The organism is Bacteroides sp. 3_2_5, assembly GCF_000159855.2.
In the GTDB taxonomy this organism is placed as follows: domain Bacteria; phylum Bacteroidota; class Bacteroidia; order Bacteroidales; family Bacteroidaceae; genus Bacteroides; species Bacteroides fragilis.
Window position 1 is genome coordinate 25,000 of the sequence record NZ_JH636043.1, and the last position, 15,338, is coordinate 40,337.

The 15,338-nt window shown below is 36.7% G+C and carries 9 protein-coding genes; 4 read left to right on the plus strand and 5 right to left on the minus strand.

The genetic code is table 11. The features are described from left to right. Positions 1-222: 222 nt before the first annotated feature. Positions 223-426, plus strand: coding sequence for a helix-turn-helix transcriptional regulator (locus tag BSHG_RS19775; RefSeq protein WP_008657173.1), 204 nt, complete (start codon positions 223-225; stop codon positions 424-426). 98 nt (positions 427-524) lie between these two features. Next, positions 525-3,656, plus strand: coding sequence for an SIR2 family protein (locus BSHG_RS19770; protein WP_008657175.1), 3,132 nt, complete (start codon positions 525-527; stop codon positions 3,654-3,656). A gap of 469 nt (positions 3,657-4,125) precedes the next feature. Here the strand turns inward: BSHG_RS19770 and BSHG_RS19765 are convergent, their stop codons facing one another. The 3 genes from BSHG_RS19765 to BSHG_RS19755 are packed head-to-tail and all read right to left on the minus strand — an operon-like array spanning position 4,126 to position 5,895. Next, on the minus strand, positions 4,126-4,764 hold the full coding sequence (locus BSHG_RS19765) for an HAD family hydrolase (RefSeq protein ID WP_008657188.1): 639 nt from the start codon (positions 4,762-4,764) through the stop codon (positions 4,126-4,128). Further along, positions 4,742-5,365 (minus strand): sugar O-acetyltransferase, encoded by a 624-nt coding sequence (locus BSHG_RS19760; protein WP_008769794.1) that lies wholly within the window; start codon positions 5,363-5,365, stop codon positions 4,742-4,744. Before BSHG_RS19760 ends, BSHG_RS19765 begins: the two co-directional genes overlap by 23 nt. A 20-nt stretch (positions 5,366-5,385) precedes the next feature. Next, a complete protein-coding gene (locus tag BSHG_RS19755) occupies positions 5,386-5,895 on the minus strand; it encodes a nitroreductase family protein (protein ID WP_008657198.1) in 510 nt (169 codons plus the stop codon). Positions 5,896-6,007: 112 nt separating this feature from the next. Between BSHG_RS19755 and BSHG_RS19750 the strand changes: the two genes are divergently transcribed. Then, positions 6,008-6,847 carry an AraC family transcriptional regulator gene (locus tag BSHG_RS19750; RefSeq protein ID WP_008657200.1) on the plus strand — a complete coding sequence of 280 codons (840 nt, stop codon included), beginning with the start codon at positions 6,008-6,010 and terminating at the stop codon, positions 6,845-6,847. Positions 6,848-6,880: 33 nt separating this feature from the next. Here the strand turns inward: BSHG_RS19750 and BSHG_RS19745 are convergent, their stop codons facing one another. Then, positions 6,881-10,948, minus strand: a complete 4,068-nt coding sequence (locus BSHG_RS19745) for a hybrid sensor histidine kinase/response regulator transcription factor (protein ID WP_008657201.1) — start codon at positions 10,946-10,948, stop codon at positions 6,881-6,883. 215 nt (positions 10,949-11,163) lie between these two features. Beyond that, positions 11,164-13,113 (minus strand): glycoside hydrolase family 97 protein, encoded by a 1,950-nt coding sequence (locus BSHG_RS19740; RefSeq protein WP_008657202.1) that lies wholly within the window; start codon positions 13,111-13,113, stop codon positions 11,164-11,166. Between the two features lie 219 nt (positions 13,114-13,332). Between BSHG_RS19740 and BSHG_RS19735 the strand changes: the two genes are divergently transcribed. Next, the gene (locus tag BSHG_RS19735; RefSeq protein ID WP_008657203.1) at positions 13,333-15,297 is read left to right on the plus strand and encodes a sialate O-acetylesterase; all 1,965 of its coding nucleotides are present in this window, start codon (positions 13,333-13,335) and stop codon (positions 15,295-15,297) included. Positions 15,298-15,338: the final 41 nt, after the last annotated feature.

Sequence of the window (15,338 nt, forward strand, 5' to 3'; positions counted from 1 at the left end):
TAATACTTCGTTTGTAATATGGCACAAGTTATTTCCTATTCATTACTTGCTCAACATTTAGGAGTTGTAAATCTGGGAAAACAACTGTATAATAAGAATAATCTTTGCTAGTTTAATGACCGCTTACAAAGTTTTTGTTTTTTGCACGATAAAAAAAATAGTAAAAATTGCACAACTAATAATTAATCAATATATTTGCAATATACATCAATAATTTTGCAAATGGAATTAAATCGAATAAAAGTCGTACTTGTGGAGAAAAAGAAGACAGGGAAATGGCTTGCTGAAACATTAGGTAAAAATGAGGCAACTGTATCTCGCTGGTGTGCAAATGTATCTCAACCTTCAATCGAAACTCTATTTGCTATTGCAAAAGTGTTGAATGTAGATATGAAAGATTTGCTTGTTTCAGCAAAGAAAACATAATAAGTCTATTATCTACAACAAAATAAAACCTGCTGTAATATGAGTTAATAGAAGAAGAAGAAACAAAAATGTGGAATTGATAAACGAACAAATAAACCATGATAAATAAATTGCAATTTGACGAATTCCAACGAGCTATAGGAATCAGTAAGAATGACACTTTCTCTTTATTACTTGGTGCTGGATGCTCTATTAATTCAGATATACCATCTGCAGAAGACTGTATTTGGGAATGGAAAAGAGATATTTATAAAACAAATAACTCATCTTCTTTTGGTTGGATTGACAACTATAAAAATCCCAAAACTCAGGAGATAATTCAAAATTGGTTAAATAATCAAGGTATATATCCCGAAAGAGGGTGTAAAGAAGAATATTCTTTTTATGCATATAAGTGCTATCCTATCGATGAACATCGACGACAATATTTTCAAAAAATTTGTTCGGGCAAAAAACCGTCTATTGGTTACAAATTAATACCTCTTCTTGCAAGAAAAGGAATGTTAGATTCTGTATGGACAACAAACTTAGATGACTTAGTAGTGACCGCTTGTATCGGAAACGGAATTCAGGCTATTGAAATTACATTAGATTCGGTGCAAAGACTGAATAATCGTCCTCAAAATCGGCATGAACTTCCTGTAATAAAACTACATGGAGATTTTAAGTATGGAGATTTAAAGAATACAGAAGAGGAACTTTTAAATCAGGATAAAACTTTCCGAGAAAGACTTATTGAATATGTTCAAGACAAGCATTTAATTGTTTTGGGGTATAGTGGTCGAGACACATCATTAATGGATACTCTAAAAGAAGCATATTCCAAACAAGGAGGAGGTATTTTATATTGGTGCGGTTATGGTGATAACATAAATTCAGATATAGCAGAATTAATACAAATTGCAACAAAGAATGGACGTCGAGCATTTTACATACCTACTGATGGATTTGATTCTACTTTACGGAAAATTACTCAAATTGTTGTTGAAGACGATAATAATCTTAAAAAAGAACTGCTCGAATTACATCAAACAAGCAATATAAATGACACGATAACACCTTTTGATTTAAAATGTGAAAGAGTTAACAAGCTACTTAAAAGTAATATTTTTAGAATCAGTTTTCCTGATGAAGTTTTTGTGTTTGATGTCTCAATAAGTGATAAACCTTGGAAATTTGTTGATGAAAGAACCCTTGAACGAAATGACATCTCTGCCGTCCCCTACAATAAACAAATTTGGGCATTTGGGAGATTAGATATAATTAAGGATATATTTAAAGATGTAATGAACAGCGATATACAACGTAAGCCTTTAGCTAATATAAAGATTTACAATACAGCTGTTAGTAGATTACTCCTAACTACAATTTGCAAGATACTTGCTCTACAAAGTAATTTGAAAACAGACTATAAGGGCAAAATTTGGACAGAAAATAATTCAAAATCTATTTCCGGTCATATTGTTTATAATGCTGTTTTACTTTCTTTTGATAGAATATCAGGAGAATACTATTTATCATTGAATCCTGATTTTGTTCTTGCAAATCCAAACATTGAAAAATCTAGCATTCAAACTATTGGCTTATTCTTTTTTCAAAAATTATGGAATCAACAATTTAATGAATACATAAATTATTGGAGAGAAATTCTTCTCAAGAAAAACAATGAATATGAATTCCCCATTAATTCAGGAACAGGATTCAAATTTAAAATAAAAAACATTCCTGTATTCACAAATATATGTGACTTAAATAATCCTCGCATAAACAATCATAATGTATCAAGTCATCATTTGCTGCTGCAAGGAGTACAATTTAAAGAAATACCATTATTGTTTTCAACCAATAATGGTAATAGAACCGCCACTGATACACATCCTATGCGAGGTTTATTGATTAATAAACCGTATGAGACAGGAGTAAATGATTTTTTAGAAAAAAGCATTACCTTGGGCATAATATCTCCTTCACAAGATGCTCTAAGATTCTATCAGTTTTTAGAGAACCAAAATTCAAAGATCAAGAAACACAACGATAAAGATAATTACATAATTGATTATGAAGGATTTTTTGCAATCTATGGGGTTAGTTTAAGTTTCCCTACTCCAAATGATAATGAATGGGAAAGAATCAATGAACCTCTAATTATGGGGATAAAAGAAACAGCACAACAAATCAAACAGTTGATTTGCGATAGTATCGTAAAAATTAGTTCGACCACTCGTCGTAAAATAATTGTAATCTATATTCCTCAAAGATGGGAACCCTATACATCGTACCAACTAGATGGGGAGTCATTTGATTTACATGATTATGTTAAAGCTTTTTGCGCAGAAAAAGGTATTATGTCACAATTAATACGAGAGAAAACAATTAATGATACTATCCAAAAATGTCAGATTCATTGGTGGCTTTCTTTATCTTTCTTTGTTAAATCATTCAGAACTCCGTGGATTCTTGCAAACACAAATAATACAACCGCATTTGCAGGTCTTGGATACAGTGTTGAAAACAAAAAGGATATAAACGGACATATTGTTTTAGGATGTAGTCATATTTATAGTTCCAATGGAGAAGGTCTAAAATATAAGTTAGCAAAAATTAGTAATGATAAAATTCAATGGAGACATAAAAAACCACATCTTTGTTATGATGATGCTTATGAATTTGGAAAAAGTATTGTAAATTTATTCTATGAATCTATGAATGAATTACCTAAGCGAGTTGTGATTCATAAAAGAACTTTTTATACGGACGAAGAAAAGCAAGGTATAATTGATAGTATTTCAGATAACAAAAAAATTGAATCTATTGATTTAATTGAGATTAATTTCGAAAATAATATAAAATATGCTTCTAGCAAGATTCACGACGGAAAAGTTGATATTGATGGCTTTTCTGTATCAAGAGGTACTTGTATTCAACTAAGCAGCAAAGAGGCATTATTATGGGCTCATGGGGTTATTCCTTCTGTTATAAATCCTAATTGGAATTTTTATCCCGGAGGCAGATATATTCCAAAACCTTTGCGTATAATTAAACATTATGGAACAGGAAGTTTAGAGCAAATTGCCAATGAAATATTAGGACTTACAAAAATGAATTGGAATTCATTAAATATGTATTCTCAATTACCAGCAACTATATCATCGTCCAATGACATTGCAAGAATTGGAAAATTAATAGGGGCTAATTCTATGCACGAATATGATTACAGGTATTTCATTTAAACAAAGTTTCTCTATTGAATGATTACTAAATCATTTTTAGATTTTGGAAATTTGAAGATATAGTTTATCTTTGTATTCAGTATTCTCCATGAGCAAACTACCGCAAAAGCACGTAACAAATTAGTAGGATAATTCATGGGATATGCCTGAAGCAAAAAATATAAAGTTTTATATATCAGCGTGGTAACTCTGCAAGGAAAATCCCATGCGATATTAAAACAAAGAGATATTTGAAAATAGAATCGTTCTTATAGCAAGCAAAACGATAAAACATAATCGTGTGCTAAATCATGTGGATTTCCGAATGGAAGAAACTATAAAACGGTGATAATCAACAGAGAGAAGATAATAGTTCTCTTGCTGGTGGCACCACTTCAAAATAAAAAACGTTGTGAATCATCTTTCGCAACGTTTTTTATTTATCTCCACAAACTATATTAGTAACCTTTTTATGGTTCAAACTAGTACTTCAACAAAGTAGAAAATCCCGTAATAACCGAACTGAACTAAAGACATAACCTGAATTATATTTTTCTAACTGCTCACAGTCTGTCGATGCAGCCCATGCCGCTGACAAACACTGTATCTTTACGGAATAGCATGCCTCGATATCAGAAACCGCATCTCCTACATATATCATTTCATTCGACTTAAAGCCATAATATAATGATATGGCCTTCATTGCTTCTGATTTTCTGTTCTTTTCAGAAGAGCCGGTTTCTATTCGGTCAAAACACCCATCCATACCAAATTGTTTCAATGTAATATCACAACTTCTTATACCTTTCCCCGTAATAAGAACTACTATTACATTTCTTTCATGTAATTGCCCGATCAATGTTTTCATCCCTTCAAATGGCTTGGGACATAAAATGGCATGCATTTCTTCATAAATTACATAGAAATCATTTAATGCCTTCTCCCGACTATTACCGGAAACCACTTGATTGATCATACCTTCTTCATTTAATCCGAAGGTCCGCGCTATCTCGTCATCTGATAATTCATGATCTACATAAGGAGTAGTCGCCTCTCTGAATGCTGCTAAACATAGCGGAATAGTATCTCCTATCGTACCATCCAGATCAAAAGCTACCAGCCGGATCATATTTTTCAGATTTATTGATTTGACGAATCACCCTACATGGGTTTCCAACAGCCAGACTGTTTGCAGGAACATTTTTGGTAACAACACTTCCGGCACCAATAACACTTCCCTTACCAATAGTAACCCCGGGCAATATAATAACTCCACCACCGATCCAGCAACCATCTTCAACAGTGACTGGAAGGGCAAATGTATGACGGACATATCGAACTCCCTCCGGTGCCTCAACAGGTGTTAACCGTTCATTCAAATCAATGGGATGCGTTGCCGTATAAATCTGGACATTAGGAGCAATCAGTACATTATTACCAACTGTAATCTTATTGCAATCGACAAACACACAGCCTATATTTACCGTAACATTATCACCAATATGAATATTACATCCATAATCGCAGAGAAAAGAATGTCCTACGGAAACCTCTGTTCCGATACTACCGAACATTTCTTTCAGAATCGCATATTTTTCTTCTTTTTGTTCATAAGACAGTGAATTGTATCTCATCAACAAACGGTGAGTTTTTCCTTTTAGTTCTAGAAAAACCGGAGCATGGCAATCATACCATTCACCAGCCAAGCATTTCTCCATCTCTGTTTTCATTCGTTCCCTCCCATGCGGATTTATAAGAAAGTAACAATTTCATCCTTGTCCTTTCGGGTAGTAAAGTGATCAGATTGCTCTTGGATATATCCCAATGATACAATAGCTACCGGATATCTTTCGGACGACAGCCCGAAATTAGCTTTAAACAATTCCGGATCAAAGTTGCACACCCAACAACTTCCCAGCCCTATTTCGGCTGCGGCTAAACAGATATGCTCTGTAGCAATAGCAGCATCGATATCCGCATGATTTTTGTTATCGGATTTACGTACCCATGCTATCGATTTATCGGCACAAACAACAATGTATACCGGTGCCCGTGCGAACCATTCTCTATTATAACATTGCCGTAAATTCTGTTTTTGTTCTTCACTGGCTACCACCATGAAATGCCAAGGCTGATAATTAACTGCAGAAGGAGCTAAACGGGCACATTCAATGATATAGTCGATTTTATCCTGTTCGACCCTGTCTGACTTATAATTTCTCACCGAGAAACGTTTTTTTGTAAGTTCTAAAAAGTTCATATCCTATCAATTTTTTATATTTAAAGCAAAGTTATACCATTTCCAGATCTATTATTATGTATTACTTTTCGTTGTATCGGTAAAATTACGTTTTTTAGACTATATTTGTCTTATGAAAAGAGAAAACTTACATCAACCGTTTGAGATTAATTTCAGTGAGTTTGACGAGTCAATGCTAAAAGAACACGACCATACTTTTTTTGAGTTGGTCTACATCTTATCGGGTACAGGTATCCAATGGATTAACAATAATAAATTTTCTTATCACGACGGACACCTATTTATGATAACTCCCGGAGACTCACATTCATTTGAAATACATTCCACTACTAAGTTTATCAATATTAAGTTCAATGATATCTACATTCATTCCGCTGTTTTCGGTACAGAAAACATAAAACGATTAGAATTTATCTTACAGCATGCCAACCACCAACCTGGCTGTATTTTACGAAATCGAACAGACAAACTACTCGTAAAACCTATGATTGAAGCCATCATCAGGGAATACGTCAATAGAAACTTATATAGCAAAGAAATCATAACGCAACTGATAAACACCATAATAATAGTCGTTGCACGCAATATCGCCATGTTTCTGCCTGAACAAGTAAATGAATGCTCCGAAGAGAAATCACTCGGTATACTGCAATATATCCAGACCTACATTTATCAATCCGAGAAAATCAAAACGAAAGCTATCAGTCAACATTTCGGCATTTCAGAGAATTATTTGGGACGTTACTTTAAAAAACACACAAACGAAACAATGCAACAGTACATACTGAATTATAAACTGAAACTGGTAGAAAACAGATTATTGCATAGCGAAATGAGAATCAGTGAGATTGTAGCAGAATTAGGTTTCACCGATGAAAGCCATTTAAATAAACTATTTAAAAAATACAGAGGTTGCAGCCCCACAAATTTCAGAAAGAATAATGCAGTATAGCCCCAATAATAAGTTATACAAGTTTCAGACGCCCTATTCGTCTGATATGCCCGATATCTTCTCCTTCTTTACATTTTCCTTTTGTTGCTCTCTATACTGTCGCGGAGGCATGCCATACCTTTTCGAGAACAGTTTATAGAATGTTCCGCGGTTGTTGAATCCGGTCTGGTCCATAATCTCTTCAATAGTAAGATTCTTGGCTATTAACAGTCGTTCTGCCATTGTTAGACGGTATTCCTTAATGATATCAGCAGGAGACTGTTCAGTTATCGGTTTTAGTTTCCGGTAGAACTGGCGGGTACTATACCCCATCTCACTACTTAGCAATTCCACTTGTAAATCGGGATTTGCAATATTCTTCTCTATAATCTCGAGCATTTTATCCAGGAACTCCTGATCTTCTTTATGTATACAATTACCATGTTCCATAGTGAAGGAACTGAAAATAGAGCTATAATATTCTTTCAAGTCTGCCTCCCGTTTGATGAGACGATAAACGATTTTCTCCAGATACTTCACGTTAAAAGGTTTGGTAACATAGGCTTCTGCTCCTGACTCGATGCCCTTTACCTGATCGTCTTCGTGATGTAGGGCGGAAAGGAGGATCAGTGGAATATGACTCCATAATTTGTGTTGCTTTATCTTCTGAGCAAACGATAGTCCATCGATACCGGGCATCATGACGTCTGAAATAATTAAGTCGGGTTGCTTCTGCTCCAGACTGCTCAATGCATCTTTTGCATTATCAAAAGAGCACACATTGTATTTGTCTGCAAAAAGTTCTGAAACGAACCATAACATGGAATTATCATCATCAATAACCATGATGGTCCGTTTACCCGTATCAAACTCTATGGCAGTCTTTTCTAAAACAATAGGTTCCTCCGTAGCCGTATGTAATAGTCCGGTTTCATAAGTAGTTTGTGTAGTTTCCCGTTCAGTTATGGGAAGATTGGGCAAGGTAACGGTGAATGTTGTCATTTCATAGAGAACACTATTTACGCTGATTTCCCCATTCAACTGCGTAATCATGCTCTTACAAATAGCTAATCCAAGTCCTGTACGAGAATTCTTACCGTTCATCTCAACAGAATCCAATATTTTATAACGATCGAATATTTTGGATAAATTTTCTTTGGCTATCCCTTTTCCAGAATTGGATATACAAAAAATTAACGACTGGTTTTCCACTTTCAACTCTATTGTGATAATTCCTTTGTCGGGCGTGTACTTAAAAGCGTTGGATATTAAATTGCTGACAATCTTATTGAAGCAACTGATATCCGTATTCCATTCAATGTCCGGAGAAATATGCAACTGATAATTCATTTCTTTATTTTCAGCCAGTTCTTCGAAAGATTCCGCTATGCTTCTAACCTTTTCCGACACGGATAACTGTTGAATAGAAAGTACTTTATTGCCGGTTTCCAATCTGCGAAATTCAAGTAACTCTAAAATCAGATTATTCAGTTTTTCAGTATTTTGTTGTATCATCTTTGCATACTTCTGAGTGTATGCGTCAATCTCCGGATTGGCAAGTATCTTCTCACAAGGACCATAAATCAGGGTCAGTGGCGTACAGAATTCATGAGTGATATTAGTGAAAAAACGCAATTTTGATTCGTAGATTTCTTCTTTCTTCTCCCGGTTCATCTTGTCCAACATACGGTGTTGTTTGCGACGGTATATATAAATGAGCCTATATATCCCTGCAGTGCACAACAGTGCAAATAGAATGAAATATACCATATAGGCCAGCGGACTGAGATACCACGGCGGAGTGATACGAATAATGACGGATTGTGTTTGGCTTTCTTGCCCGTTTATATTGTTTTTGTATTTTACTAATAAAGAATATTCACCCGGAGCAAGATTAGAGAAAATAGCGCTGGTGGATGTTCCGTTTTCTATCCATTGGTTGCTCATTTCTTCAAGCTTATAATAAAAAGAATAGTTGTTGCCATTGATGTAATCAATAGCCATAAAATTTAGCTGAAAGAAGTTTTGACTGTAATCCAGTTGAAGGATTGTTTTACCTTCCTTTTCATAAAGAAACTTATGAATATTGTGTTCTTTGCCAAAGATAGACAGTCCTTTCAGGGTGATTTGCGGCATATACTCTTCGGTGATACAGTCATTTGTCTGAATGGAAATAAAACCATTTGTACCTCCAAAAAACAGTGTTTCCGAAACGACATCTTTATAGAAAGCACCATCACTGAACTCGGTGATTTCCAATCCATTTCCACTGTTATAGGTTTGCCCTGTACGAGTCTCGGGGTTGAAGCGTATCAATCCCTGGTTGGTACTCAACCAAAGATCGCCTTGGTGGTCCTCTAAAACTCCGTGTACAGTGTTATTTAAAAATAAGTCCGCTTTCCTATATAAGGAATCATCTTGTTCAAGATGCAACAACCCCGAGCTAGTTCCTAACCAATAACCTTTTGCGTTTTTGTAAATAGCAAAAATGTCGTTAGCTGTCTGACTGCTTACAATACTGTCAAAACGATGCGGAATCATTTCCCCTGTCTCTACATTCATGCGGTATGCACCGCAACCACGATTGCCAAACCAAAGTATGGAGTCGTTTTCCTGGTAAGAAGTAAAGAAATAGTTCGAAGCCATACGCCCGTTATCAATAACAGTACGGGAAGCAGATTTTACAGTAGGAGTAGCAGTAGAAGCATCAAAGATAACTTTTACAATGCCTTCACCTACCGTAGATACCCATAAGGTCGTATCATTCGGTTGTTTTATAGAATGCACATACTTCACTTTTTCTCCATTGGCAATGATAGGCAGTTCTTTTAATTGCCTGCTTAAGTACGAATAATAATTAATTCCATTTTCGGTTCCGATCCACAATTTATCTTTGCATCCGGGAGCAAAACAATAGACGGAATTATCTGCCAGCGCACTATTATATGGTGTAATCCGATCAGACGACATAGGCATACTGTTATCCGGAGTATACTTTTTAATGCGGAGTATCCCACTTCCTTTGGTTCCTATCCAAAGCGTTTGCTCCTGATCGTAGTAAAGAGCCCTAACCGGATTACTTATTTGATATACAGGAGTGTCTAAAAGAGTATTGGTAATAGAAAAGGTGTCATTATAATACATGTATACTCCTTGTCCGTCTGTTCCTATCCATACAATATCTTGAAATTTATCTTTCATCAGACAGAAAATACCGGAATGTATTTCTGTTTTCTGTATCTGATATTTCATCTTTTGAGAGGACATATATTTTAGAACAATGAGACCACTGTTTTTGAAACCGATGTAGTAATCGTTTTTTTGCTTGATGATGGAAGATACTTCCCCATGCACTTCAATCTGACCTCTTAGGTCAGCTATATAGTATGCTTGCCGGTTATTAAAATCATATTCGTAAAGAGCGTAGGTTTCGTCAATAAAGTAAGCCATATCTTTCTCGGCAAAGGCATGGTATAATTTACACGAATGCGTAAAAAGATTCTTACGGGTTAATGTCAGCCCCTGTTTTGTATTCTCAATACGATAACTTTGAGTCTCTTCATTGGAGGTAAATATCCATAAAATATCGTTTGAATCTACAGTCATAGAGAGTACATGGCTAAATTCAAGATTGGGAATTTCCAATCTATTGAAAGATTGTGCTTCTCGCTGATAATAATAAAGATAGCCATCATCTTTCAGAATAAAAAGCATGTCATCCTTATTGTTAGCCATAAAGTATTGCCCTTTGAATTCAGTGAAACTCTGACTGGTCTGTTGCTTGGTATCTAAGCGATTCAATCCATAATTAGTCTGCACCCATAATATATCCTTCTCCGATTCGATGATTTGATTTATCAAGTTTCCGGAAAGTAAGGTTTTGGAAGAGCTTATTGGGGTATACAAATATATGTCGGTTCCATCAAAGATATTCATGCCATCGCAAGAGCCGATCCAAATGATGCCCCGATCATCCTGATAAAGAGAGAGAATAGCACTATTTGAAAGACCATCTCTATTGGAAAATTGTCTCAAACTGTATGCATGAACCTCCAAAGGCAGGCAAAATAGTAAGCAAAGAAAATACAGTAGTGACAAGTATGTTCGATAAATGTATTTCATGTTAGATATAATGCATTAGTGGGTTCACAAAGATAATACATGCCGGACAAATAATTCTCAAGTGCATGATAAATGTTTTCTCCCGAAGAGATTGCCATTTCTATCAAAATAGTATCCGAATCCGGACTTGCTCCACAACTTCTCCCTGCAAAGCAATATGAAAGGAGAGAAATGATGCAACCAGTCCGGATTGGATAAAGATCAAGATAGGATTATCACTCAATGACAGAGGCAAATCCTCCGTTACGTGCCAGACGCACTATTATTTTATCTCCTTTTTTAAGAGTATATTCTTTTTTTCTGTAATCCATAGCTTGTCGGTTAGCATTAACCCCATCCTCAAAAGAAGTCATCCGATAAGATTGTCCTTCTTTCAGGAAGTCAAAATCCAATTCAAAGGTTCTCTCTTGCTGTCGGTTGTTAGTCATGCCACCGATATACCACTTATCTCCTTTACGTTTTGCCACAATCACATATTCCCCAGCCTTAGCTTTCAAAGCAATGGTTTCATCCCATGTCTGCGGGACTTGAGTAATATATCGGGTACATTCGTCATTGCGATAGTAAAGTGTAGGATTGTCCGCCATCATCTGCAACCCACTTTCGAAAATAACAAATAAAGCCATTTGGTAAGCTCGTGTACCTATACTGGCTGAATTAGGACGTTCGGAACAATAAATTTCCGGTTGCATACTAAGCATGGCACCCGGCGTATAGTCCATTGCACCAACCGCATTTCTCATAAAAGGCAGATATATGCTGTTGTCCGGTCGACATCCACCCATTTGTTCCATTCCTCTTACGCCCTCATAAGACAATACATTCGGATACTTATATTCCAATCCGGCAGGCTTAAATGCCCCATGAAAATCGACAAACAGATGGTGCTTGGCAGCCTCTCGGGCTACTCTTTCATAATAATTCACCATCCACTGGTCACTTCTGTCCATGAAGTCGATTTTGACTCCCTTCACACCCCATTTCTCGAAAGTCTCAAACAGCCCGAAATTGTTTTCTACAGTGAGCCATGTCAACCAAAGCACAATGCCTACATTTTTTTCTTTGCCATAACGAATGAGTTCATGCACATCTACCGCAGGATTTGGTGTATAGGGATCACGGGTACTCATAGCCCAGCCCTCGTCCATAATAATATATGGTATACCATAATTAGCAGCAAAATCAATAAAATATTTGTAAGTATCGAGATTGCATCCTGCTACAAAATTAACATCCGGTCCGTAGGGAGTAGCACCGTTCCACCATTCCCAGCTTGCCAATCCGGGCTTAATCCAGGAAGTATCTTCCAATATGTTCTTTTCGGCCAATCTATAAGACATCGTATTCTCAATGAGTTGGCTATCTTCTGTACTAATGACAAAATAGCGCCAAGGGAAATTACGCTTTCCACTGGTTTGTGCTATATAGTCGGCTTCTTTCAGTATTTTGACACTCCGATCACCGTCTTCTCCAAATTCAAGAGGTACTCTGGGAAATACAGAAACCATACCATTGCTGCCATTACTTTTCAGAAAAACAGCCGGATAATCGGTTAGTGATGTTTCACTGATTAATATCTTACTTCCTTTTTGAGTATCAATCAGAATTGGCAATAAAGCCATTGAGGCAGATGATTTCCATTCTTTGCTATACAAATGGGTATATTCTTCTTCATAAGCCGTTTTAAAACTTCCGGACTGTTGCATGTGTAGCAAATAATTATCAGGGAAGTTCACTTGGAGGGTCTCATTCTTCACATTGATCATTCCTTTCTTATTGGTTATAAAACGGTAGGCAATTCCGTCATTGAAGGCACGAAACTCTACGGAATAACCTCCTTTGAAGTCTAGAAGAAGTTGGTTGTACCGATTACTTACAGACGAAAATTTCAATGGAATAACAGGCTTTAAAGACTCGTCTATATTCTTATGGCTTACTTTAGTCATTTTAGGATTCGTTCCCAATTCCTGGTCACCGATTTCCATTGCAAGGTGACACTGCTTTAACAATGTCTCATTCCGGCAAATGACATCGTAGTAGATTTTATCTGAGAGATTCACTGAAATCTGAATATTCCCATCCGGCGAAGCCAGCTTATGTATGTTCTGTCCCTGAATATACAAAGAAATACTAAAAATTAATAGCAGCAGTAATTGTTTTTTCATACTAAATGATGTGTTTTAAAGTTTTATTATTTGCAAAATTAGCACATAAATAGAACATTCTGTTCTGCATTTGTGACATATATGTATCCATTTATGTCATTATGGGTTCTATATACTTTAATGTCATGTATTTGGGTGCGTTTTTAAGTATAGATTTCTATCTTTGTACAAATGAATAAAACTAAAATAATGTGTATATCAAAGTAAAAACTAAAGGGTATGAAAAACAAATGTATGCTAGTTGTAATTTTACTGATCTTGTCAGGTACAGCATTTGCAAAAATTGTGCTGCCACCTATTTTCTCTGATAATATGGTGTTGCAGCAACAAACCAATGCTCCCATTTGGGGTGAAGCGCAGCCTATGAAAACTGTAAAAGTAACCACCTCATGGGATGGGAAGACGTATGCGGTTCAGGCTGATAAAGCAGGAAAATGGAAAGTAACTGTTCACACGCCTGTTGCCGGAGGACCATACGAGATTGCCTTGACAGATGGTAAGAAAGTAAGTTTAAAAAATGTGATGATTGGCGAAGTATGGATATGTTCGGGACAATCGAATATGGAAATGCCATTAGGGGGATGGGGAAAGATTACAAATTACCAGAAAGAAATTACAGAAGCCGGACACTCTAATATACGACTTCTGCAAATAGAACAAATCAACAGTACCCAACCGGAAACGAATATAAAAGTCCGCAATGACAGTTGGCAGGTTTGTTCACCGATAACCATCCCTGAGTTTTCTGCTACAGCTTATTTCTTTGGCAGAGAAATCTCAGAGAAACAAAATGTTCCGGTTGGCTTGATACATACTTCTTGGGGAGGCACAAACGTTGAATCCTGGATAAGTGGAGAAGTCTTGAAGGAGATGCCGGAATTTGTGAAAACAGTGGAGTCCATTCAGAAGATGCCGGGTGATAAGAAAATACTCAAAGCAGAATATTTAAAGGAGCTCACTGCCTGGAATAACCGTGTGGACGAAGGTTTTGCTGAAGGAAAACCGGTAAGAGCTGCTGCATCATTAGATGACAAAGATTGGGAAAGTATGAATTTCCCGGGTGAAGTGGGTCCACAATTGGCCGGCTTTGATGGAGTTATGTGGGTTAGAAAAGAAATCGAAATTCCCGCTAGTTGGGCAGGTAAAGATGTACAACTATCCCTGGGGGCTATTGATGATAATGATATTACTTATTGGAATGGAATAGAAATAGGCCGTACAGATGGGCCGACTCTTCAACGCAAATACATCATTCCGGAAAAAATGGTAAAGGCTGGAAAAGCAATATTAGCCATTCGAGTCTTGGATACAGGTGGTAACTGTGGCATTTGGGGAGACCTTTATCTTCGCTCTACAAATGATGAACAGATTAGTCTGTCCGGTGATTGGAAATATCAGGTTGCTGCGGATACTCATAAGGTAGGGGCACTTCCGATAGACAGATCCGTAGATCCCAATTTACCGACTTCCCTTTATAATGCAATGATTCATCCACTGATATCTTATGGTATTCGAGGAGCAATTTGGTATCAGGGTGAGAATAATTCTTCCAGAGCCTATCAGTATCGGGAACTTTTCCCATTGGTAATAGAGAATTGGCGCCGGGATTGGAAACAGGATTTTCCATTCTATTTTGTGCAACTGGCCAATTTTATGCATGAAGTTTCCCAACCGGCAGAATCAGAGTGGGCAGAGCTTCGTGAAGCACAAATGCGTGCATTGGCAGTAGGCAATACCGGTATGGCTGTAATAATAGACAGAGGTGACGCCAACGACATTCACCCTAAAGATAAACAAACCGTAGGACATCGACTGGCTTTGATTGCCCGTGCCAAAACATATGGGGAAAAACTGCCTTATTCCGGCCCGATCTATCGCTCCCATCAGATTGTAGGAAATAAGATAATTCTTTCTTTTGATCATACCGATGGTGGATTGAAAAGTAGCGATGGCAAGGAGTTGAAAGGCTTTGCTATAGCCGGGCGCAATCATGAATTCCATTGGGCCAAAGCTGAGATAGACGGAGACAAAATTATAGTCAGTGCACCTGAAGCGGTACCTTATCCGGTTGCTGTGCGATATGCTTGGGCCAATAATCCGGTCTGCAATTTGTATAATGGAGCAGGACTTCCAGCTTCACCTTTCCGAACAGATGACTGGAGAGGAATTACGCAAAAGGATTAATTGTTCTCATAAAATACCCTCATCCTTTGTCACTGTTAAAC

What these genes read in the sequence shown, in the direction of transcription:
- BSHG_RS19765 (WP_008657188.1), bottom strand. Translation starts at nt 4,764, where the DNA reads ATGATCCGGCTGGTAGCTTTTGATCTGGATGGTACGATAGGAGATACT.
- BSHG_RS19770 (WP_008657175.1), top strand. Translation starts at nt 525, where the DNA reads ATGATAAATAAATTGCAATTTGACGAATTCCAACGAGCTATAGGAATC.
- BSHG_RS19750 (WP_008657200.1), top strand. Translation starts at nt 6,008, where the DNA reads ATGAAAAGAGAAAACTTACATCAACCGTTTGAGATTAATTTCAGTGAG.
- BSHG_RS19745 (WP_008657201.1), bottom strand. Translation starts at nt 10,948, where the DNA reads ATGAAATACATTTATCGAACATACTTGTCACTACTGTATTTTCTTTGC.
- BSHG_RS19775 (WP_008657173.1), top strand. Translation starts at nt 223, where the DNA reads ATGGAATTAAATCGAATAAAAGTCGTACTTGTGGAGAAAAAGAAGACA.
- BSHG_RS19755 (WP_008657198.1), bottom strand. Translation starts at nt 5,895, where the DNA reads ATGAACTTTTTAGAACTTACAAAAAAACGTTTCTCGGTGAGAAATTAT.
- BSHG_RS19735 (WP_008657203.1), top strand. Translation starts at nt 13,333, where the DNA reads ATGAAAAACAAATGTATGCTAGTTGTAATTTTACTGATCTTGTCAGGT.
- BSHG_RS19740 (WP_008657202.1), bottom strand. Translation starts at nt 13,113, where the DNA reads ATGAAAAAACAATTACTGCTGCTATTAATTTTTAGTATTTCTTTGTAT.
- BSHG_RS19760 (WP_008769794.1), bottom strand. Translation starts at nt 5,365, where the DNA reads ATGAAAACAGAGATGGAGAAATGCTTGGCTGGTGAATGGTATGATTGC.